Origin of the sequence: Variovorax boronicumulans, assembly GCF_019352895.1 — a bacterium.
GTDB classification, from domain to species: Bacteria; Pseudomonadota; Gammaproteobacteria; order Burkholderiales; family Burkholderiaceae_C; genus Variovorax; species Variovorax boronicumulans_A.
This window is the reverse complement of sequence record NZ_JAAAFX010000014.1, coordinates 245942-267829: the sequence shown is the minus strand read 5'-3', so window position 1 is coordinate 267829 and position 21888 is coordinate 245942. Positions and strand designations below refer to the sequence as shown.

19 protein-coding genes and 1 tRNA gene are annotated in these 21888 nt (G+C 70.7%); all 20 read right to left on the bottom strand.

The window, feature by feature from the left end; translation table 11 throughout:
* Positions 1-30: 30 nt before the first annotated feature.
* Positions 31-231 carry a hypothetical protein gene (locus K0H49_RS27645; RefSeq protein WP_219219695.1) on the bottom strand — a complete coding sequence of 67 codons (201 nt, stop codon included), beginning with the start codon at positions 229-231 and terminating at the stop codon, positions 31-33.
* Positions 232-511: 280 nt separating this feature from the next.
* Positions 512-588 (bottom strand) — tRNA-Arg (locus K0H49_RS27640).
* Positions 589-688: 100 nt separating this feature from the next.
* Positions 689-859 (bottom strand): hypothetical protein, encoded by a 171-nt coding sequence (locus tag K0H49_RS27635; RefSeq protein ID WP_219219693.1) that lies wholly within the window; start codon positions 857-859, stop codon positions 689-691.
* Between the two features lie 116 nt (positions 860-975).
* Positions 976-1434 carry a Fur family transcriptional regulator gene (locus K0H49_RS27630; protein ID WP_219219691.1) on the bottom strand — a complete coding sequence of 153 codons (459 nt, stop codon included), beginning with the start codon at positions 1432-1434 and terminating at the stop codon, positions 976-978.
* The gene (locus K0H49_RS27625; RefSeq protein ID WP_219219689.1) at positions 1431-2801 is read right to left on the bottom strand and encodes an efflux transporter outer membrane subunit; all 1371 of its coding nucleotides are present in this window, start codon (positions 2799-2801) and stop codon (positions 1431-1433) included. The genes K0H49_RS27630 and K0H49_RS27625 overlap by 4 nt, the downstream gene beginning before the upstream one ends.
* A gap of 8 nt (positions 2802-2809) precedes the next feature.
* The gene (locus K0H49_RS27620) at positions 2810-4786 is read right to left on the bottom strand and encodes an ABC transporter permease (protein ID WP_219219687.1); all 1977 of its coding nucleotides are present in this window, start codon (positions 4784-4786) and stop codon (positions 2810-2812) included.
* Positions 4783-5985, bottom strand: coding sequence for an efflux RND transporter periplasmic adaptor subunit (locus K0H49_RS27615; protein ID WP_219219685.1), 1203 nt, complete (start codon positions 5983-5985; stop codon positions 4783-4785). Before K0H49_RS27615 ends, K0H49_RS27620 begins: the two co-directional genes overlap by 4 nt.
* On the bottom strand, positions 5985-6638 hold the full coding sequence (locus tag K0H49_RS27610) for a DUF4198 domain-containing protein (protein ID WP_219219683.1): 654 nt from the start codon (positions 6636-6638) through the stop codon (positions 5985-5987). Before K0H49_RS27610 ends, K0H49_RS27615 begins: the two co-directional genes overlap by 1 nt.
* Positions 6639-6699: 61 nt before the next feature.
* Positions 6700-7059 (bottom strand): DUF3325 domain-containing protein, encoded by a 360-nt coding sequence (locus K0H49_RS27605; protein WP_219219681.1) that lies wholly within the window; start codon positions 7057-7059, stop codon positions 6700-6702.
* Positions 7056-8774, bottom strand: coding sequence for a PepSY-associated TM helix domain-containing protein (locus K0H49_RS27600; RefSeq protein ID WP_219219679.1), 1719 nt, complete (start codon positions 8772-8774; stop codon positions 7056-7058). Before K0H49_RS27600 ends, K0H49_RS27605 begins: the two co-directional genes overlap by 4 nt.
* Before the next feature lies 1 nt (position 8775).
* Entirely contained in the window at positions 8776-9072 is a 297-nt protein-coding gene (locus K0H49_RS27595; RefSeq protein ID WP_219219677.1) for a hypothetical protein, read from the bottom strand.
* Between the two features lie 208 nt (positions 9073-9280).
* On the bottom strand, positions 9281-11728 hold the full coding sequence (gene fhuE, locus K0H49_RS27590; protein WP_219219674.1) for a ferric-rhodotorulic acid/ferric-coprogen receptor FhuE: 2448 nt from the start codon (positions 11726-11728) through the stop codon (positions 9281-9283).
* 104 nt (positions 11729-11832) lie between these two features.
* A complete protein-coding gene (locus tag K0H49_RS27585) occupies positions 11833-12789 on the bottom strand; it encodes a FecR domain-containing protein (RefSeq protein WP_219219672.1) in 957 nt (318 codons plus the stop codon).
* A gap of 61 nt (positions 12790-12850) precedes the next feature.
* Positions 12851-13366, bottom strand: a complete 516-nt coding sequence (locus tag K0H49_RS27580; protein WP_219219671.1) for a sigma-70 family RNA polymerase sigma factor — start codon at positions 13364-13366, stop codon at positions 12851-12853.
* A gap of 130 nt (positions 13367-13496) precedes the next feature.
* Entirely contained in the window at positions 13497-15992 is a 2496-nt protein-coding gene (locus K0H49_RS27575) for a TonB-dependent siderophore receptor (RefSeq protein ID WP_257625244.1), read from the bottom strand.
* A 118-nt stretch (positions 15993-16110) separates the two neighbouring features.
* Positions 16111-17103 (bottom strand): FecR domain-containing protein, encoded by a 993-nt coding sequence (locus K0H49_RS27570; RefSeq protein WP_374122437.1) that lies wholly within the window; start codon positions 17101-17103, stop codon positions 16111-16113.
* 5 nt (positions 17104-17108) lie between these two features.
* Positions 17109-17630 carry a sigma-70 family RNA polymerase sigma factor gene (locus K0H49_RS27565; protein ID WP_219219669.1) on the bottom strand — a complete coding sequence of 174 codons (522 nt, stop codon included), beginning with the start codon at positions 17628-17630 and terminating at the stop codon, positions 17109-17111.
* 103 nt (positions 17631-17733) lie between these two features.
* A complete protein-coding gene (locus tag K0H49_RS27560) occupies positions 17734-20163 on the bottom strand; it encodes a TonB-dependent siderophore receptor (RefSeq protein WP_257625243.1) in 2430 nt (809 codons plus the stop codon).
* Positions 20164-20331: 168 nt separating this feature from the next.
* Positions 20332-21306 (bottom strand): FecR domain-containing protein, encoded by a 975-nt coding sequence (locus tag K0H49_RS27555; protein ID WP_219219667.1) that lies wholly within the window; start codon positions 21304-21306, stop codon positions 20332-20334.
* Complete coding sequence (locus K0H49_RS27550) at positions 21303-21818, bottom strand: sigma-70 family RNA polymerase sigma factor (protein ID WP_219219665.1); 516 nt, start codon at positions 21816-21818, stop codon at positions 21303-21305. Before K0H49_RS27550 ends, K0H49_RS27555 begins: the two co-directional genes overlap by 4 nt.
* Positions 21819-21888: the final 70 nt, after the last annotated feature.

Sequence of the window (21888 nt, the reverse complement as noted above, 5' to 3'; positions counted from 1 at the left end):
GGCGCTACCTCCGGCTCATGGGACGCATGGCTACCAAAACCGCCACCACGGCTTGCGTTCCCGCTGCGTGACTTCCAGCGGCGCATGGCCCGAAGGCGTCGGACCGAGTCGCGACTTCAGGATGCGTTCGAGCCGCTCGGCCTCTCGCAAAGCGTCCCGATCGCCGTTGGCAGCGCGAATCCGCAGCACGAACGCAGCGGAGGCCAACGCTTCATCGTCGAGGGTTTCCATGTAGTCATTTTGTTTTCAAAGAAAATGAAAGACTGTAGGCCGGTGCCACATGACAGCCACTGCACAGGCCGACACGGCAAACGCACCAAGTCAGGAATGCCCATTGCCACGCCTGCACCAAAGCCCTGGCAAGGGTCGGACCGACGGAGTGGGCGCAGTACATACCCGGGGAGAGCACGCGACGGAGGGCAGACCAGCGACGACATGCGCCACAAGACCGCCAAACGGAGCTCTGCGACCCGCTGAAAGTCAGAGACTTCCAGGAAAGTTAGAGATGAAGTGGCCTGCCCGAGAGGGATCGAACCTCTGACAACCTGCTTAGAAGGCAGGTGCTCTATCCAACTGAGCTACGGGCAGAAAAAGAAGGGACGCCAGCGAGAGGGCGTGCGGCGATGCACTGCGGCGTCGGCCCCGGATTCTGCCACGCGACGCGGGGGCGGCCGGCCTCAGGGCCGCATCAGGCGCGCAATGCGAGGCGCCGGCCGTCGGCATCGACGATCAAGGCGCCCGAGGCGGCAAACTGCACCAGCTGGATCGAGGCGATGGCCTGTTCGAGGTGTGCGAATTCGCGCGGACTCCGGGCGAGTACCTCGCCTTCGTTCATGCGCAGTTCCCAGACCCAGCGCATTCCGGCGGTTTTGAAGACAAAGTACTTCATGCTGGGGCATAGAGTAGTACTTTAGGAAACTTTTTGCGACTCCAGAATGCAATGCAGCCCCCGATCCGCGACGGAAGGCACGGTCCTCAGGGTCGGCGTCGCAACGGCACCACGGCGCGGGGCCGGACTTCGGCCTGCAGCGTGAGCGCCTGTCCGGCCAGGTCCATGCCCTGCGCGGAGGCGGCGGAGACCAGGCGCGCGCGGAGTTCGGGGTCGCTGAGCAGCACGCTGCGGCCGCTGTGGCCGCACACCAGGCGCAGCGGGGCGTCCTCGCCTTCGGCCAGGCCCAGGCCATAGAAGGCCTTGCGCCCCGCGCCCCACTCCTTGCGCAGCAGCCCTACCGCCTCGAGCTGCTGCAGCGTCCGGTAGACGGTGCCGATGCTGGCGTGCGTCCCCCGCAGCAGCATCTGGCGGAACACTTCCTCGGCGCACAGGCTTTCGGGTGCCGCAGCCTCGACGATCTGCAGCGCGCCGATACGGGCCACGGTGGGCCGCAGCCGTGCGGCGCGCAGCCGCTGGACGATGCCCCCGGGTGCGACGCTCATCGCCCAAGCTCCGCCACCTGCCAGCCACCGCCCAGCGCGCGGTGCAGCGCCACGCCCGCCTGCAGGCGCGCCAACCGCGCCTGCACGGCCTCGTCCTGCGCGGCATAGAGCGTGCGCTGGGCATCGAGCAGCGTCAGCAGCGTTTCGGCGCCGGCACGGTAGCGCGACTCGGCCAGCGTCGCGGCGCGGCCGGCCTGCAGCAGTTCCTCGGACTGTGCCTCGGCCTGCGCCCTGCTCCCGTCCACCGCGTTCAGCGCCACCTCGACGTCGCCGAAGGCCGCGACGATGGCCTGGTGGTAGTTGGCCAGCAGTTCGGTGCGGCGGGCCGTCGCCTGGTCGGCTTCGGCGGCGAGCCGCCCGGCGTCGAACACCGGTGCGGCCAGACCGGCGGCCAGGCTGTAGAGCGGGTTGTCGAGCAGCGTGCGCATCCGATCGCCCGCATAGCCCAGGCTGCCGCCCAGCGTCACGCGCGGCAGCATCGCGGCGCGCGCCGCGGCCACATCGGCATCGGCCGCCGCCAGCCGGGCTTCGGCGGCGGCGACGTCGGGCCGGCGCGCCAACAGTCCGGACGGCAGACCGGCGCCCAGTTCCGGCGGCACCAGGACCTCGAGCGAGGGGGTGCGCAGCGCGCGCGCGCCGGTCTCGCCCAGCAACAGCGCCAGCGTGGTGCGCGCATCGACGGCCTGCTGGCGCAGCGCAGCGAGGCTGCGCGCCTGCGTGGCCACGAGGCCGCGTTGCTGCGCGAGTTCGAGCGGCGTGGCGGCACCGGCACGGGCGCGGGATTCGACCAGCGCCAGCACGCGCGTGGCACGCGACAGGTTCAGCGTGGCGATCTCGCTGCGCTCGCCGGTCGACACCGCCTGCAGCCAGGTGGAGGCCACGCTGGCGATGAGCCCGAGGCGCACCGTGTCACGGTCGAACACGCTGGCCTGCAGGCCGCGCAGCGCGCTGTCGCGGGCTGCGCGATGGCGGCCCCAGAAGTCGAGCTCGTACTGCGCGCTCAGGCTCGCGCCCAAGCTGCGGCCGGCGACGACGGCCTCGCCGCCCAGCCGGTCCTGCCGGCTTGCGTCGAGCTGCGCCGTCACACCGGGCTGCAGCGCGGCGCCGGCGATGCGTGCCGTCGCGTCGGCCTGTGCCACGCGGGCGGCCGCGGCGGCCAGGTCGAGGTTCTGCGCCAGCGCCTGCGCGGTCAGCGCCTCGAGCTCGGCGCTGCCGAAGGCCTGCCAGCCGCCGCATGCGGCGCATTCGGACGCAGGCGCCTGCCATCGCGTCGGCAGCGCAGGCGCTGCGACCTCGGGCGGGCGCGGCGCCGTCACGCAGGCGGCGAGCAGCACGCTGACGCCGAGGGTGATGAAGCTTCTCTGCATGCGTTCTTTCATTCCCCCGCCAGCGCCACGACCGGATCGAGCCGCGCGGCGGTCTTGGCCGGCATGTAGCCGAACACCAGGCCGGTGGCCACGGCGCACAGGAAGGCGCCGGCCATGGCCGTCACCGACAGCACCACCGGCACCGTGAAGGCGATCAGCACCGCCGCGATCAGCACGCCCAACGCCACCCCCACGGCACCGCCGGTGACGGTCACCAGCACGGCCTCGGTCAGGAACTGGCGCAAGATGTCGCGCTGGCGGGCGCCGGTCGCCATGCGGATGCCGATTTCGCGCGTGCGTTCACGCACCGTCATCAGCATCACGTTCATCACGCCGATGCCGCCGACCACCAGCGACACCGCGGCGATCAGGCCCAGCATCACGGTCATGCTCTGGCGCGTGGCGGCCTCGGCCTGCAGCCGTGCGCCGGCGTTGCCGATGCCGAAGTCCTCGCGGCCATGGCGCGACAGCAGCAGCGCCTTCATGGCGCGCTCGGCCGGCAGCACGTCGGCCGAGGAGGCGGCCTCGACCACCACGTAGTCGGGCTGGGTCTGCACCTGGTAGACCCGCGCACGGCCGGCGCGGTAGGGGATGAAGACCATGTCGTCGTAGTCCTGCGCACCGGAGTCGGCACCGCGCTCGGCCATCACGCCGATCACCTCGAAGGGCGAGTGGCCGATCAGCAGCTGCTTGCCCAGCGGGTTGGGCGTGTCGGGAAAGAAGTGGCGATGCGCCTTGTGGCCCAGCACCACCAGCGGTGCGAGATCGTGGTCTTCGGCGTCGGTGTAGTAGCGGCCCAGCGCCACCGGCCAGTGGTGCACCAGCGGCATCTCCTCGCTGGCGGCGAAGACGTAGACCTGGCGATCGGCGCTGCCGTAGCGCACGGTGATCGGGTCGCCGATCACCGGCAGCACCCGCCGGATCTCGGGCAATGCAGCCACCGCTTCGAGGTCTTCCGGCGTGAGCATGCCGGCGGGCCCGCCCGTGGGCGGTGGGCGGCTGCCCAGGTAGAGGATGGCCGTGCCCATGGTGCCCATCTGCTGCACCACGCGCTGGCGTGCGCCCTCGCCGATGGCCAGCATCACGATCACCGAGGCCACGCCGATCACGATGCCCAGCAGCGTGAGGCCGGTGCGCGCGCGGTTCAGCCGCATGCCGCGCCAGGCGGTGCGTGCGGCCTCGCGCACGTCGGCCGCAAACGAGGCGCCACCGGCCTGCGCGGCCTCGGCCATGTCGAGCCTTGGCAGGGTCTGGCCCGAGAGGATCGGCGCCGTGCCCTGTGCGCTGTCGCCGACGATCTCGCCGTCGCGGATCTCGATCACGCGGCGCGCCTGCGCCGCCACCTCGCGGTCGTGCGTGATGACGATCACCGTGTGCCCGGCGTCGGCCAGCTCGCGCAGCAGCGCCATCACCTCGGCGCCGCTCTTCGAATCGAGCGCGCCCGTGGGTTCGTCGGCCAGGATGATGCGGCCGCCGTTCATCAGCGCGCGCGCGATCGACACGCGTTGCTGCTGCCCGCCGGACAGCTGGTTGGGCCGGTTCTCGAGCTTGTCGGGCAGGCCCAGCCGGCCCAGCAGCGCGGCCGCGCGTTGCGCGCGTTCGTGCTCGGGCATGCCGGCGTAGATGGCCGGCACCTCGACGTTCTCGCGCGCCGATTCGGTCGCGATCAGGTGGTAGCCCTGGAACACGAAGCCGAAGGCCTCGCGCCGCAGCCAGGCCAGCTCGTCGGCACCGAGCGATGCCACGTCATGGCCGTCGAAGTGGTAGCTGCCCTCGCTGGGGCGGTCCAGGCAGCCCAGCAGGTTCATCAGCGTGGACTTGCCCGAACCCGAGCTGCCGACCACCGCGACGAACTCGCCCTGGTGGATGTCGAGGTCGAGGCCGCGCAGCACCTCGACCTGCGGCCGGCCGCTGCCGTTGCCGCCGTAGCGCTTGCGGATGCCCCGCAGCGCGATCAAGGGCACGTTCGGCGCGGCACCCCTCACCACTGGATCCACCGCACGCCGCCCACCGGGGTCTCGCCGATGACCAGGCGATCGCCCTCCGCCAGGCCCTGCCGAACTTCGGCCTGGTGACGGCTGCGGATGCCCACGCGCACCGTGCGCGCCGCGGGCTTGCCGTCGGCGCCGAGCACGCGTGCGGTGTAGGTGCCCTGCTCGCCCTCGACGGGCGTGAGCGCGGCCAGCGGCACGGCGAGCACGCCCTTGGCCTGCGCGGTGACGAAGCCCGCCTGCGCGGTCATCTGCGGCATGAGTTCGCCGTCGGCGTTGTCGACATCGAACAGCACGGTGTAGACCACCGCCTTGGCGGCACCGGGCGCCGCGCCGCCCGCGGCCTTGACGCTGGCCTGGCCTTCGGGCACGGGCGGTGCGGGCAGCACCTGGCGCACCTGGGCCGACCACCGGCGCGGCACCGCGCTGTCGACGCCGCCCAGCGTGGTGAAGTAGACCGGCATGCCGGCCTTCACGCGGCGCACGTCGGCCTCGCTGACCTCGGTCCAGACCGTCATCGACGACAGGTCGGCGATGCGCAGGATGTTCGGCGTCTGGTAGGTGGCGTTGAGGGTCTGGCCGGCGCGCGCCTCCACCGACACCACCGTGCCGGCCATCGGCGCGAAGATGCGCGTGTAGCCCAGCCGGGCCTCCTCGGCGCGCTGGGTGGCCTGGGTCTGCGCGATCTGCGCCTCGAGGTGCGCGACCTTGGCGGCGGTCGAGGCCAGCGTGGCCTCGGCCGTCTGCAGGTCTTCGTCGCGCGTGGCGCCCTCGGCCGCCATCTGCTTCTGGCGCGCGAGCTGCTGCACGGCCAGCCGGTGCTGCGACTGCTGGTCGGTGCGCTGCGCCCGCAGCCCCGCCAGCGCGGCGCGGCCCGCATCGACCGTGGCCTGCTGCACGCTCGGGTCGATCTCGACCAGCAGCTGCCCCTTCTTCACCACGCTGCCGGGTTCCACCGGCAGGCGCTGGATCAGCCCCGAGACCTGCGCGCCCACGTCGACGTAGCTGCGCGGCTGCAGCGTGCCGATGGCGGTGACGGTCGACTCGACGTCGCCGCGCGCCACGGCCTGGGTCTGGTATGCCACCGAGGGCCGCGCCTTCCACCACCAGAGCGCGCCGCCGGCCACGACGGCCGCCGCCAGCACGATCGCGAGCGCACGCCGGCCGCGCACGGGACGCGCCGCCACCGCCATCAGCGGGCCACCTCGAAGCTCAGCGTGGCGGTGTGGCGCACGTCTTCGTACTTCTTGCCGTCGACCGTGACCGCGCCGTTGACGCGCGCCGTGACCTCGAGCAGGTACAGGCCGGGGAACGGCGTGCCCAGCGTGACGGTGCCGTCCTTCGAGGGCTTGAGCACGCGGCGCCAGCCTTCGGAGGTGTCGACGTTGACCTGCGATGCGGCCACGGTGTTGCCCTTCCAGACCAGCTTGAAGGTATTGCCGTTGGGCTCGGTCGGCACCAGTTCCAGGTCGTTCACCGCCTTGGTCTCGGCACGGCCGAACTTGGCCTGGTAGTAGTTGAGGACGGGGGTGCCGGACGCGCCGTCGACGCGGCTGGTGACCACGCGCAGGTCGGCGGGGGCGGCGGGCGCGGAGATGGCCAGGCGCTCGGCCTCGGCCGCGAGCGGCAGGTCCTTGCCGTCGGCCAGGAAGGCGCGCGGCGCCAGCAGGCCGGCCAGCGGCTGGCCGCCCTTGGCGAGATCGCCCATGCGCGCCTCGACCACCGGGCCTTCGCGTTGCAGCCAGAGGTACTGCGCCTGCGAGGCACCGGCGAGCGAGACGAGCGCAGCGGCCAGCGACAAGGAGCGGGTCAGCGAACAAAGGCGGAACGAGGACAGGAACGTCATGGGTGAAGGCACCTTGGAGGAATCGGATGAAAGAAGTTCGAGGGCCGCCATCGGTGGCCGCTCAGAAAGAAAGGGAAGGCGACGCTAGCGACCAGCCCAGGCAGGCCACGCCGGCCACGGCCGCGCCCGTGGCCGTCGTGCGGGGCAGGTAGGGCAGCAGCAGCGCCACGCCCAGCGCGCCGGCGCTCAGGAAACCCAGCCACGCGACGGTGCCCACGCTGGTGCCCCAGGCGAGCAGGCAAGGCGCCAGCGCGAGCGCGATCAGCAGGCTGCCCAGGCCGCGCAACAGCCTGCGTTGCAGGGTCGGCGTCGCGCGGCGTCGCGTGAGCTGCTCATGGTGACGGTCCATCGCGAAACCCAGCGCCGCCATGCCGGCGAAGGCCAGTGCGAGCGCCAGCAGCGAGGCGGTGGTGGTGTTCATGGCGCGGTCTCCGCAGCGGGGGTCGGGGCACGCAGGACGGGCTTCGATGCGCCGGCGGCGTGATGCCGTTCGCGCGTGCGCAGGAAGCGCAAGGCGGCGACGGCCGCCAGGCCGAAGGCCACCGACATCCCCTCGACGCCCGCGCTCTCCCAGTCGCCGCGCAGCCACTGGGCCCAGGGGTGGTCGCCTGTGGTGGCGAAGTTCAGTACCGGCAGCAGCAGGCACAGCGCGGCCAGCAAGCCGAGCTGCTCGCGCCACGCCTCGGTCGGCTTGCGCAGCAGCGCGTGGACCAGCGCCAGCAGCCACAGTCCGAAGAACACGCGCAGTTCCCAGTCGGCACGCTGCGTGAGCCCCAGCGGCACCAGCCGGTTGGCCCAGAGGTAGCCGGTGCAGGCGATGCCCAGCCCGGCGATCGCGGCGACGTTGAGGCCTTCGATCAGTCGATAGACGCGCGCGGTGGCGCCGCCGAACTCGGTGCCATGCTTTCCGCGGCGCTTGACCATGAACAGGATCGCGCCCGTGCCCATCATCGCGGCGCCGGCCAGGCCGCAGAGGAAGTAGAGCCACTTCACGGCCCAGCCCCCGAAGCTCGCCATGTGCAGGCCACCCATCGCCGATTGCGCGAGCGACGCGGCGCCGCCGTCGGCCGCGCCGGGCAGGCGCACCTGCAGCAGTTCGCCGGTGGCCGCCGAGAACGAGGCCATGCCGGTGGTCGGGCTCAGCCGGCGCAGCGACTCGGCCTCGCCGTTCCAGCCGTAGATGCCGATGCGCGCCGCCGCATCGCCGGGATGGTCGATCACCACCGCCCGCACCGGCTGGCCGATGAGCGCCTGGCCGCGCGCCGCGAAGGATTCGAGGTCGGGCACGGGCATCGCGCGGCCGCTGCGCGCGGGCTTGCCGCCGCTGAGTTCGGCGATGACCTGCTGCTGCGCGGCGGAGTCGCTGCCGTAGTGCACGAGCTTGGCCGCGGGCATGAAGGTCAGGCCCGAGATCACGATGCCGGTGTAGGCGATCATCAGCTGGAAGGGCAGTGTGAGCACCGCGACCGCGTTGTGCGCATCGAGCCAGCTGCGCTGCCCCTTCTTCGGCCGGAAGGTGAAGAAGTCCTTGAAGATGCGCTTGTGCGTGATCACGCCCGACACGAGCGCCACCAGCATGGCCAGCGCGGCGATGCCCACGATCCACAGGCCGACCTGGCCCGCATGCAGCTCGTAGTGGAAGTCGACGAAGTGATGCCCGGCCAGCGTGCCGCGCACCGGCGTCGCGGTGTCGGCGGCCAGCGCTTCCCCGGTCGCGGGGTTCAATGCCGCGGCCACGTACTGGCCCTTGGCATCGAACCAGTACACCTTCAGTTCGCCGCCGCCCTGTGCGTCGGAAGGCCAGAGCTCCCACATCTGCGCCGCGGGATGGTGCGCGGCCATGTAGGCCGTGCCCCAGGCGAGGCGCTGCGCGCGTCCGGCGGTCGCGGCCTTGGGCGCTGCGGCGGCCGCCGCTTCCTCTGCATGGTGCTCGGGTGTCATCCAGTGCGAGATCGGTTCGTCGAACACCGCCAGCGTGCCGGTCAGGAAGACCGCGAACAGCAGCCACGAGAACCACAGGCCGCACCAGGTGTGCAGCCAGGCCTGCGCCTGGCGGAAGCCGCCCTCGCCGGCCCCGTTGCCTGCGGCCTTCTTGCGCAGCGCCTTGTGCGCCGCCTTGGTCTGAGAATTGCTCATCTCAGCCTCCCACGCGCGGCCACAGCCAGCCGAACAGCGCGAGCACCCCAGCCGGCCCCAGCAACCCGAGCCAGACGCGTGCCGGCCGCACCGGCGAGAAGGCCCAGACCACGGCGAGCGTGTGGACGACGAAGCTGAACTGCATGCCGGCGAGCACCGCATCGGCACGCGCGGACGGCAGCACGGCCGCCAGGCACATCGCGGTGGCCGCCGCCAGCGCATAGCCGCCGAACACGGCGGCCGCGAGGCGGGACAGGACGAGCAGGCCCGCGGGCGCGGGGATGGAGGAAGAAGGCATCGGGGTGGTGGTCAGGTGGGGCGCATGAAAAAGCGCCTCTCCTGATACATGACCAACGAGATCGAAAAAGGGGTCATCGGGGAAGGCCCGTTCCCCAAAAAACCACAGATTTTCTGCAGTGCGTGTGTAAAGCGCGGCCGGGAGCGCCGGGACTTCACCGCGCAGGATGCATGCCGCGCACCCCGCCGCGGCCCGTCGACAACGCCGATCAGAACTTGTAGTTGAGCGTCGCCATCACGCTGCGCGGGGTGCCGAACTGCCCTTGCCCGTCGATGTTGACGTAGTACTTCTTGTCCGCCAGGTTGTTCAGGTTCAGCTGCAGCGAGAGCTGCGGCGTGAACGCATAGCGCGCCATCAGGTTCAGCAGGCCGAAGGACTTCTGGCGGAACACCACGTCGGCGCCCGCCGTCGAGAAGCTCGACGAGGTGCTCGACTGCCAGGTGAAGCCGCCGCCCAGCGTGAGGGCCTGCCACGCGCCCTGCAGCCGGTAGCTGCTGAACAGCTGCACCTGCGTGCGCGGCGCCCAGGTGTTGACGGCCGTGCCCTCGGCGTCCTCGGCCACGGTGCGCGAGAGGCCGGCCGACAGCTTCCAGTCGGGCGTGATCTCGCCCGAGACCTGCGCCTCGAAGCCGCGGCTGGTCACGCCCTTGGCACCGAAGTAGGCGAAGTCGGTGGTACCCGGCACGACCTGGTTGCCGTCGAGCTGCGCCACGTTGTCCTGGCGGATGCGGAAGACCGCCAACGAGGTGTTGAGGCGCCCGCCCAGGTGCGCGCCCTTCAAGCCCAGCTCGAAGCTCTTGCCGGTCACCGGGTCGAGGTAGGCGCCGCTGGTGTCGCGGTAGTTCTGCGGCTGGAAGATGTCGGTGTAGCTGGCGTAGGCCGAGTAGGTGCGGTCGATCTCGTAGACCAGGCCGGCGTAGGGCGTGAACACGTCGTGCTTGCGCGTCACGCTCAGGCCCTGCACCTCCCAGTTGCTCTGGCGACCGCCGAGGATCAGCTTCAGCGGATCGGTCAGCGACAGGCGCAGCGCGCCGTAGAGGCCGTCTTGGCGCGTGCGGTCCAGCGAGCTGATGGTCAGCGGGCCCCAGCTCGGCTCGGCGAAGGCGCCATCCCACTGGCGGAAGTCGCCGGTGCTGGCCAGCGCACCGGTGCGCGCATGGCCGGCCTTGACCTCGCGCGCGCGGCTGCTGCTGAGCCCGAGCACCGCCTCGTGCGTGCGGCCCAGCAGCGTGAAGGGGCCGGTGGCCTGCAGGTCGGCGCTGTTCTGCTGGAAGCTGTACTCGGAGTAGTTGGGCAGCGCACGCAGGCCGAAGCCCGTCACCGGGTCGGGCTGGCTGAAGAGGTACAGCAGCTTGGCGTCGTAGTCGCTCTCGCGGTGCGACAGGTTGGCCTTGAGCGACCAGCCGCCGTCGAAGCGGTGCGCAAGGTTGGCGAACACGCTGCGGTTGGTGCTGTTCCAGTGGGTCCAGTTCGCGGCCGTGGTCTTGGAGGTCGGCCAGTCGGCGACCGAGCCGTCGCTGAACACCAGCGGCAGGCCGCCCCAGGTGGAACCCGTGGGCCGGTTCGACTGGTAGTCGGCGCCCACGCTGAGCGTGGTGGCGGGCGTGAGGTCGGCATCGACCACGCCGTAGAACGCGTTCTTGCGCGCGTGGTACAGGTCGACGTGCGAATCGCGCTCCTCGGTCATGGCCGCGAAACGCCCGCGCACGCGCCCGTCTTCGGTGATCGGCGTCGACAGGTCGACCGCCGCGCGATGCTGGTTCCACGAGCCGATGCCCAGCGAGGCGCTGCCGGTGAAGACCATGCTGTCGGCCCGCTTGCGCACCAGATTGATCGAGGCCGAGGGGTTGCCCGCACCGGTCAGCAGGCCGGTCGCGCCGCGCACCACCTCGACCCGGTCGTAGATCGTGGTGTCGCTGCCCGACTCGCCGTAGAACGAGAGGCCCAGCGAGGTCGGCACGCCGTCGTACTGGATGTTGTCGATGTAGAAGCCACGCGAATAGAAATCCGAACGGTCGCTGTCGGAGCTGACCACGTGGATGCCGGTGACGCTGCGCAGCGCCTCGTTGAGCGAGACCAGGTTCTGGTCCTCGATCTGCTGGCGCGTGAGCACACTGACCGACTGCGGCGTGTCGCGCAGCGCCAGCGACAGCCCGGTGGCCGCGGCGGTGGCGCGCGTGGTGTACGAGCCCGTGCCTTCGGTGGTGCCGCTGCGGTCGGCATCGGCGCTGACCGTGACGGTGGGCAGCGACTCGCCCGTGGTGGCGGACGACACCCCTGCCGCGCGCCGGCGCAGCACGTAGCTGCCGTCGTCGCGCGCCACCGCCTCGAGGCCGCTGCCGGCCAGCAGCGCGGCCATGGCCTCGCGGCCTGCATAGCGGCCCGAGAGCGCGGGCCCGGTGCGGCCGTCGGTCAGGGCCGGGTCGAAGGACAGCGCCACGCCGGCCTCGGCCGCGAAGGCCGACAGCGTGCGGCCCAGCGGGCCGGCCGGGATGTCGTAGGCGCGTGATGCGACGGACTCGAGTGCGACCGGACCGGCGGCGAAGGCCGAGGCCGCGCCGCCGAGCGCGAGCATCAGCAGGGCGCGATGAAGGGCAACAGGGAAAGCCGCGAAGCGGAAATGCGCCGAAGCAGCGCGGGAAAGACGGACGGACATGGGAAGCAGACCTTTGGCAAGCAGATCAGGAAAGGGGTTCACCCCCCTTGCCAGCCGAGATCGCAAAAAGTATCAGGCGCAGTGCAAAAAAAGTTTCTCTTCCTTCAACGCGCCACCAGCGTGACCCAGTGCCCGCGCAGGCGCGAGACCGCCTCGACCGCGTAGGTCGAGACCAGCATGCTCAGCACGCGGTCGGTGTCGTCGATGGGGAAGGCGCCCGACACGCGCAGTTCGGCCACGGCCGCATCGCAGGCCAGCAGGCCGGGCCGGTAGCGCGCCACTTCGGCCGCGAAGTCGGCCAGCCGCATGCGGTCGGCCACCAGCATGCCGCGCGTCCAGGCGCTGGCGTCGGGGTCGCGTGCGCTCGGCGTGTCGATGGCCTCGCGGCTGAACGTGGACTGCGCATTGGCCTCGACCACCACCGGCGCGGCACCGCTGTCGGGCGTGATGCGCACCGCGCCCTCGAGCACCGCGAGCCGCGTGCGGCCCGCGTCCTGGCGCACCGTGAAGCGCGTGCCCAGCGCCTGCAGCAGGCCCTGGCGCGTGGCCACGCGAAAGGGCCGGTGCATGGCCGCGTTGTCGGGTGCGGTGGCGACAAGGATCTCGCCCGCGCGCAACACCAGCAGGCGCTGCACGGCATCGAAGCGCACATCGAGCGCGCTCGCGGTGTTGAGCGTCACGCGCGTGCCGTCGGCCAGCGTGAGTTCACGGCGCTCGCCGGTGGCGGTGCGGTGCGTGGCGGTCCAGCCCTGCGCGTCGGCCGCCTGCCAGGCGAGCCAGCCCGCGGGCACGGCTGCCAGCAGCGCGGCCAGCTTGCCGAGCGCGGCGCGCCGGCCAGCATGCGCCGGCCGCCCGAGCGCCGGCATCGCCAGCGCCGAGGGCAGTCCGCCCAGCTTGTGCATCAGCAGTTCGGCCCGCGCCCAGGCCTGCGCATGCGCCGGATCGGCCCGCTGCCAGCGCTCGCAGGCCAGCCGGTCGGCTGGCGTGGCGCGGCTGTCGTGCAGGCGCATCAGCCACTCGGCGGCCTCGTCGAGCACGCGCGCGTCGAGACCTGCGCTCATTCAAAAACCTCCGCGCTGCGCGCTGCGGTGCGAGCTTGCTTGGGGCGGCCCGGCGCTGCGCTCATGCCATCAACGCCAGGCAACCCCGGAAGCCCTGCTGCATGTAGCGCTTGACCGTGACCAGCGACACGCCGAGTTCGCGCGCGATGTCCTCGTACTTCATGCCGTCGATCTGCGACAGCAGGAAGGCGCGCCGGGCCTGCGGCTTGAGCGCATCGAGCATGGCGTCGACCTCGTGCAGCGTCTCGAGGATGAGCAGCCGGTGCTCGGCCGACGGCGCCTGCGCCTCGGGCAGCACGGCCAGCGCCTCGAGGTAGGCGCGCTCCAGCGCCTGGCGCTGGTACCAGTTGACGAGGATGTTCTGGGCGATGCGCGTCAGGTAGGCGCGCGGCTGGACGATGCGCTCGGGCTGGCGCGCCGCCAGCAGGCGCATGAAGGTGTCCTGCGCCAGGTCGGCCGCATCGAAGGCATTGCCCAGCTTCCTGCGCAGCCAGCCCTGCAGCCAGCCGTGGTGGTCGGCGTAGAGCGCGGCGACTTCGCTGCGCTCGCTGCAGGGGTGGATCTCGGCGGCATGCATGGCGGCTTCCCAGGGGCTGCACCGGGGCGCAACGCCGTCGGTCAATTAAGAATGGTTCTTATTTGATTGTAGCCAGCCTCCGCTCCGACGTGCCCCCCTGCACCGCTCGCAGGTCCCGTCACAGCGCGATTCAGTACTTGTAGTTCACCGTGAGCAATGCATTGCGGGGTGTGCCGAAGTGATTGTTGTCCTGCGTGCTCCCGATGGTCTGGTAGTAGTACTTGTCCGTGACGTTGTAGAGATTCAGGCGGATGTCGAGGTGACGGTTCACCGCATAAGACGCCATCAGATCGATGAGGGTGTAGCCACCCTGGCGCACGCCGAACGTGGTGCTCGTCTCGCTCCGGGTCCTCAACGCGCCCCCGACACGCCAGGCGCTCAACACGCCCGGCAGGCGATAGCTGGTCGACAACTTCAGGAGATGCCGAGGGGTCTGCGTGTCGTAGCGCGTACCGGCAACGCCAGCATCCGAATCCCGAACGAACTGCGCCGAGTTGTAGGTGTAGCCAGCCATCACCTGCCAGTCGGGTGTCAGCGCCCCGGCAACCTCGAACTCCACGCCGCGGCTTCGAACTTCGCCGGCCTGCGCGTAGCAGGAAGCGGCGGCCGATTGGCATCGGTACTGCGCCAATTGAAGGGGCAGGTTCTTCTGGTCGATCTGGAAGACGGCGGCACTGGCATTGAGTCTTCCCCCCAGGTACTCGCCCTTGATCCCGATCTCCATGTTGGTTCCGGTCACCGGGGCCAGCACCGCGCCTTGCGAATTCTGGTTGCTCTGGGGCTGGAAGACGCTGGTCCCGCTGGCATAGATGGAATGGTTGGCACCGATGTTGTAGACGAGCCCTGCGTACGGCGTCAGCTTGTGGCTGACCTTGTAGGCACTGTCGTCGTTCCATGTGCCCGAAGTCAGATGCATTTGGTACCGATAGGCGTCGACCCGCGCGCCCAACATCAGGGTCAGCGGATCGCTGACGCTGAACCGGGCCGTGCCGTAGAGGCCCGCCTGCGTCTGGTGGCCCTTGCGCGACCAGAGATAGTCGATGACAGGCCTCGGTACCGCGCTGGAGTTCCAGTTCATCGGATCCACGGTCACGTCGTAGTCGCTCGGCCAGCCGCCTGGGCCGTCGTCGTCCCGATTCTTCCGATAGCTGCCACCGAACACCAGCTCGTGCGTTCGACCCAGCCACTGGAATGGTCCCTGCGCATAGCCGTCGATGCTGTATTGGTTCTTCTTGTACGCATACGCGCCCACGCCCTGTCCAAAGAATGTGGCGTCATCGAGCGGATACAGATAGGTGCCGAGCATGTCCATCTTGGCCTGCAACGCGCGGGCCGTGACCTTGGTCTTCCAGCCCCCGTCGAAACGGTGCTCCAACTCCGCGAAGACGCTGGCGTTCCTCTTGTTCCAGTAGGCCCAGTTCGGGGTCAGTCGCGTCGACCTCGCGAAGGGATAGAAACTGCCATCGCGTCGGGTCGGCAAGCCGTTCCAGTCTGCGCCGGGGTTGTCCTCCTTGTTGAAGTAGCCCCCCAGACTCAAGGTGGTGTCACGCCCCAGGTCGACCTCCAGGGTTCCGTAGAGGAGATCCCGCTGATGGCTGTAGGCCTTCTTGAAGGTATCGGCACTTTGGGAAGCGATCACTGCGCGCCCGCGCAAGGTGCCCGCTTCATTGAGTGGCCCGCCGGCATCGATCTCTCCGCGGTAGTTCTCCCAACTGCCGGCGCTGGCGGTCAGTGACACCTGCGGCGTCGCCGTAGGACGCTTGCGCACCAGGTTGATGGTCCCCGAAGGGTTGCCGGTTCCCGTCACGATCCCCGCCGCGCCGCGAATGATCTCGATCCGGTCGTACATGGCCAGGGTCGCAAGGCCCTGCGTGTCGTAGTCGAAGGCGAGCGGAACGCCGTCGGCCAGGAAGGAGTTCACCTCGAAGCCGCGGGAGAAGAACTGCGTGCGCTCACCGCCGCCGATCTGCCGCGTGCTGAGGCCGGTTGCATCGAGCGCCACATCCTCCAGCGACTGGAAGCCGCGATCCTCGATCTGCTGGCGCGTCACGACGCTCACCGATTGCGGCGTTTCACGCGCCGTCAAGGCCAGCCGGGTCGCCGCAGTGCTGGGCCCCGCCGCCGCATAGGAGCCCGATCCCTCCGTCACGGCGCTGCGCTCGGCCTGCGCACTGACCGTCACCGCTGACAGCGTTGTCGCTGCGTCGGCGTCGGCCGGCCCTGCGGCAGACGCCGGCAGCGCGTTCAACGCATAGCCGCCGCCCGCCGAACGCACCGCGCCCAGGCCCGTGCTCGCAAGCGCACGCGACAGTGCGTCCTGCACCGTCAGGCTGCCGCTGACACCGTTGCTGCGCAGGCCCTCGGTCACGGCCGAGCCGAAGCCGATCAGCACACCCGCCTCGCGCCCGAGCCGGTTGAGCACGCCTTCGAGCGGGCCCGCGGGGATGTCGAAGCGCTGAACCACGGCCTGCTGCCGCGGTGCGCGCGCGGCCTCGGTCTGTGCCAGCACGACCTGCGGCGCGGTGGCGCCGGCCACGATCAGCACCACCAGCGCGATCGGCTGCAGGTGCATGGTGGAAGAAGCTGCGCTCGCGGCGCGCACGCGCCGGCCGGTGGGTGAAAACATGGGATCGCCTTCGAGGAAATGGACAGTCGGGAAGAAGAAGCAGGTCGCGGCATCCGCGCCCTTCCCTTGCTTGACAACCATCCCCCGCGAATCAGCTCATCTTTTTTTCGATGCGTGCTCAGCCACGCGTGCGGCGTGGCTTCACGCTGACCCAGAAGCGCGTGTAGGTGTGCACTTCGACCGGCAGCGCCGAGGTCAGCGCGGCCAGCACGCGGTCGGTGTCGGCCAGCGGATAGGCGCCCGAGACCTGCAGCCCGGCGATGGCGGGGTCGCAGCCCAGCCGGCCCTGGCGGTGCCGCCCGAGTTCGGCCAGGAAGTCGTCGAGGCGCATGTGCGAGACCACCAGCATGCCGTCGGCCCAGGCACTCGCATCGCCGTCGAGCGGCGTCGCGTCCCCGGTCCGCGCGCGCGTGAAGCGACCGGCCTCGCCCGCCTGCAGCACGCGCAGGTCAGCCGGCGCATCGACGGGCCGCAGCTCGACCGCGCCCTGCAGCACGCCGACCTCGACCGCCGCGTCGTCGCGCAGCCGCACCGTGAAGCGCGTGCCGATGGCGCGCACCGAACCGGCGCCGGTCTGGACCAGGAAGGGCCGCTTCTGCGCGTCGGGCGCGGTCTGCACCAGGATCTCGCCGCGCACCAGCTGCAGCACACGGCGTTCGGCGTCGAAGCGCACATTGATGGCGCTGCCGGAATTGAGCACCACCCGCCCGCCGTCGGGCAGCGCCAGCGACGGCCGCTCGCCGATGGCCGCCACGTGGTCGGCGTTCCACGCATGCCAGGCGGTCGACCGGCTCGCGACCAGTGCACCACCACCGCCGACGACCAGCGCCGTCAGCAGCTGCATGCCGCGGCGGCGCTGCATCGACGCGGGCGCGGCGGTGAGCGCGGCCTTGGCCAGCGGCGACGGGATCTCCGCCAGCCGGCCGCCGACCGATTCGATGCGCTGCCAGGCGGCTTCGTGCGCGGGGTCCGCTGCACGCCAGCGCTCCCACAGCGCACGCCGCGCGATGTCGAGCTCGCTGGAGCGCAACTCGATCCACCATTGCACGGCCTGGCGCGCGATGGCGGGCGCGACCGGGTCGGCCTCGCCGGGAAAGTGGAGGCTGGGCACGGTCGCTATTCCGGAAAGAAGCAGCGCATCGCCGCCTTGGCCAGGTGGCGCTTGACCGTCGACACCGAAATGCCCAGCTCGGCCGCGATCTCGGCCTGGCCGAGGCCCTCGAGTTGCGCAAGCAGGAAGGCCTGCCTGGCCTGGACCGGCAGGCCGCTCAGGCGGCGGTCGATCTCGACCAGCGTCTCCAGCACCATCAGCCTGACTTCGGGCGGCGGCGCCACCGGCTCGGGCAGCAGCGCCAGCGCATCGAGATACGCCTGCTCGATGGCGCGCCGGCGCACATGGTTGATCAGCAGGTTGCGCGCGACCGTCGTGAGATAGGCGCGCGGCGCATCGACCCGGTCGAGTCCGGGCGCGCCGAGCACGCGCACGAAGGTGTCCTGTGCCAGGTCCGCTGCATCGAAGGGGTTGCCCAGCTTGCGGCGCAGCCAACCCTGCAGCCAGCCGTGGTGGTCGGCGTAAAAGGCCTGGACGAGCGGATGGAAGGCGGTCGGGTCGGTGGACGCGGCGGAGGCTGCGGACATGGGCGGTGCGCGAAAAAAGAAAGGGCGGGCCGCCCATTACAAATAAGAATTATTCTCATTGTAATGAAAGGTCACCCGCCCTCCCCGCGCCGCCGGACCGCGCTCAGAACTTGTAGGTCGCGCTCAGCAAGGCGCTGCGCCGGTCGCCATAGACGCCCGTGCCGTAGGAGCCCAGGCCCGGCATGTAGGTCTTGTCGAACAGGTTGCCGATGTTGAGCGACAGGCTCAGGTGGCGGTCGAACTCGTAGCGCGCCATCAGGCCCACCAGCGCATAGGCGGGCTGCGTCGCGCGCCAGCCGGTGCCATCGGAGGTCTGGTAGTAGGTCTCGCTCTGCCACGAGAGCGAGCCGCCCAGCACCAGGCGGCGCCAGTCGCCCGGCAGTCGGTAGCTGGTGCTGAGCTTGACCAGGTGCTTGGGCTGGTTGGTGTTGACCGCGCTCAGGATCTCGTCGGGCTGCGGCGGGATGGTCGAGCGGCGCAGCGTGTAGCCGCCGGCGATGTTCCAGTCGGGCGTGATCTGGCCCGAGACTTCGGCCTCCAGCCCGCGGGTCGTGACCCCGTCGATGGCGCGGTAGACCTCCAGGCCGGTCACGGGGCTCGCGCCCACGTACTGGGCCGCGTTCTGCTGCTTGACCTGGAACAGCGCGAAGCTGGTGTTCAGGCGCCGGTCCAGCAGTTCGCCCTTGATGCCGATCTCCAGGCTCTTGCCGGTCAGCGCCGGCAGGGCGCGGTCGGCCGCGTCCTTGTAGTAGGTCTGCGGATTGAAGATGTCGGTGTAGCTCGCGTAGACCGAGAACTGCCGGTCGATGTCGTAGACCAGGCCTGCATAGGGGATGACCTTGCGATCGACCGAGAGGTTGTCGGCCACGCTGTAGCTGCCGTCGAGGCCCGTGGTCTCGTCGAACAGCCTGTACCAGCTCACGCGCGTGCCGAGGATCACCGACAGCGCATCCGTGGGCCGCAGGCGCACGGCCGCGAAGGCGCCCTTCTCGGTGATCCGGGTGGTGCGGTCTTCCAGGTGCACGAAGTCCGGCCGCGGCGCATCGCCCTGCCAGTTCAGGTAGTTGGCAATGGGGTCGAAGGCACTCGAATAGCCCGGTGCCTCGCGGCGCTGGCGCGACCAGCCCAGGCCGAAGGACAGCTCGTGCTGCCGGCCGAACAGCTCGAACGGCCCCGACACCGCGGCGTTCAGCGAGGGCACGGTCGCCGTGGTCGGGATCTTGGCCGACAGCAGGCTGATGCCCACGCCCGTCAGCGGATCGATCGCCCCATAGCTGGCCGCGCCGACCTCTACGTCGCGCGACTGCTTCAGGTAGCTGGTCGCGAGGTCGAGCTTCCAGCCGTTGCCGAAGTCGTGCTTCAGCGTGGCGAAGACGTTGGTGCTCTCGTTGTTCCAGTACGACCAGCGCGCGGCCGGGTTGAAGCTGCGCGGGAAGCGGGTCTGCGTGCCGTCGTTGTAGAACAGCGGGATGTGGCCGTAGCTGGCCCCCTTGGCGCGGGTCTCCATGTGGTCGACGCCCAGGCTCAGCAGCGTGCGCGGCGCCAGGTCGACCTCGACGATGCCGTAGAGGTTGCGCGTGTCGCGCCCGTAGCGGTCGACATAGGAATTGGCGTTCTGCACCGCCGCCACCACGCGCCCGCGCACGCTGCCGCTCTCGTTCAAGGGGCCGGAGAAGTCGCCGACGCTGCGGTAGCGGTCATAGGACCCCACGCCCGCCGACACGCTGCCGGCGAACTCGCTGGTCGGCTTCTTGCGCACCAGGTTGATGGTGGCAGAGGGGTTGCCGGCGCCGGTCAACAGGCCGGTCGCGCCCTTGACGACCTCGACGCGGTCGTAGATCGCGCTGTCGGCCAGCGAAGTGGTGAACTGGCTGGCGCTGTCCATGGTGTTGGGCACGCCGTCGAACTGGAAGTTCTCGACCGAGAAGCCGCGCGCATAGAAGGTCGCGCGCTCGCTGTCGTTGCGCCCCACGGTCACGCCCACGGTCTTCTCGAGGATCTCGGGCAGGTTGGTCAGGCCCTGGTCGTCCATCTGCTGGCGCGTGATGACGCTGACCGACTGCGGCGTCTCGCGCAACGACAGGGCCAGGCGCGTGGCGGTGCTGGACGGGCCCGCGACGTACGAGCCCGAGCCCTCGGTGGTGCCGTCGTTGATCGCGGTGGCCGTGACACGGACTTCGTTCAGCGTGCCGCCCGCAGCCTCGGCCACCGGGGCCGCGGCCCGGCGGCGCAGCACCCAGGTGCGCGGTGCGCCGGGCACGGCCTCGAGGCCGGTGCCGGCGAGCAGCCGCGCCAGGCCATCGGACACGGCGAAGCTGCCGTCGAGCCCGGGCGAGACGACGCCGCGCACCAGCTCGGGCGGCGCGCTCACGCTCACGCCCGCATCGGCCGCGAAGCCGGCCAGCGCGGTGGCCAGCGGGCCGGCGGGGACCTGGAAGCTGCGCGCCGCCGCCGCGCCCGATGCCTGCGCCAGCGCGATGGGCGATGCGGCCATCGCGGCGAGCAGGCCGGTGGCGATGCAGGTGGCGCGCAAGGCGCTTTTCAGGGGAGAAGAGGAATGACCAGCGGCTGCACGGCAGCGGGGGTCGGGGCGGGAAGCCATGTTCGTTGTTCCTTGGAGCACGTCCGTCGATGTTGAAGAGAGCACATCGAACAGGACACGCCGGGCCGCAGAAAGGGGCCAGCGGGGCGCGAAAAAAATTCAGCGCCGTGTGTCGGGCGCCGCGAGCGTGACCCAGTAGCGTGTGCGAAAGCGCACTTCCACCGGCAACAGCTGCGCCACGTTCTGCAGGATCGCGTCGGTGTCGGCGAGCTGGAAGGCGCCGGTGATGCGCAGGCCGGCCACCGCGGGCTCGCAGCGCAGCAGGCCCGGACGGTAGCGCGCCACCTCGGCGATGAAGGCATCGAGCCGCATGTCGTCGACCGCGAGGATGCCGCGCGCCCACTGGCCGGTGCCGGCATCGGCCGGCGCGACCGCGTCGATGTGCAGGGCGTCGAAGCCGGCCTGCTCCTTTGCCTGCAGCAGTTGCACCGCCCCACCCTCGCGCGTGCGGAGCTCGACCGCGCCCTGCAGCACCGCCACATGGCTGCGCTGCGCTTCCTGCCGCACCACGAAGCGCGTGCCGATGGCGCGCGCCGTGCCCTCGGCGGTGCGCACGAGGAAGGGCCGGCCGGCCGGGTCGCGCGCGGTCTCGATCAGCACCGTGCCCGCGCGCAGCAGCACCAGCCGCTGGGTGGCGTCGTAGGCCAGGTCGATGGCGCTCGCGGTGTCGAGCCGCAGCTGCGTGCCGTCGGGCAGCCGCACGTCGCGCTGTTCGCCGGTGGCGGTGGCGTGCGCGGCGGTCCATTGCGGCGGCGCCGAACGCCAGGCCAGCCAGCCGGCCGGCGCAGCGGTCATGAGCAGCATCAGCGCCCGCACGGCCGCGCGCCGACTGCGGGGGCGCTGCAGCGTCGAGGTCGCCAGCGCGGGCGGCACATGGCCGGCGCGCTGGCTCACCTGCAATGCGCGCTGCCACGCGCGTGCGTGCTCGGGCGCGCGCGCCAGCCAGCCATCGAAGGCGCGCTGCTCGGCGGCGGTGGCCTCGCCCGAATGCAGCAGCACGAACCATTCGGCGGCCTGCGCGGCCGTCTGGCGCGACAGCGGCACTTCGGCGTCAGTGAAGGCCGTGGCGCTCATGCCGCGAGCAGGATGCACTCGGTCATCGCCTGCGCCATGTAGCGCTTGACCGAGCGCAGGCTGATCTTCATCTCGTCGGCGATCGCGGCGTAGGTCAGACCATCGATCTGCGACAGGATGAACACGCTGCGCACCTTGGGCGGCAGGCCGTCGAGCATCGCGTCGATCTCCTGCAGGGCCTGCAGGATCACCAGTTGCTGCTCGGGCGACGGCGCCTGTGCCTCGGGCAGCACCGCCAGCGCATCGAGGTAGGACTGCTCCAGCGCGCGGCGGCGCAGGTGGTTGAGCAGCAGGCGCCGCGCCACGGTCGCGAGGTAGGCCCGCGGCTCGCGCAGCGCGCCCTCGGCCGGCGCCGACGAGGCCCCCAACAGGCGGACGAAGGTGTCCTGCGCCAGGTCCGCGGCCTCGAAGGCATTGCCCAGCTTGCGGCTCAGCCAGCCCTGCAGCCAGCGATGGTGATCGCTGTAGAGCGCGTCGATGTGACAGCGGTGGACGGAGGTGGCAGCAGGCATGGCGACACTTGGACAAGGGAGCGGAAGGTCCTGCGCGGCGCGCCGGGACACCAATGATTATAAAATGAGA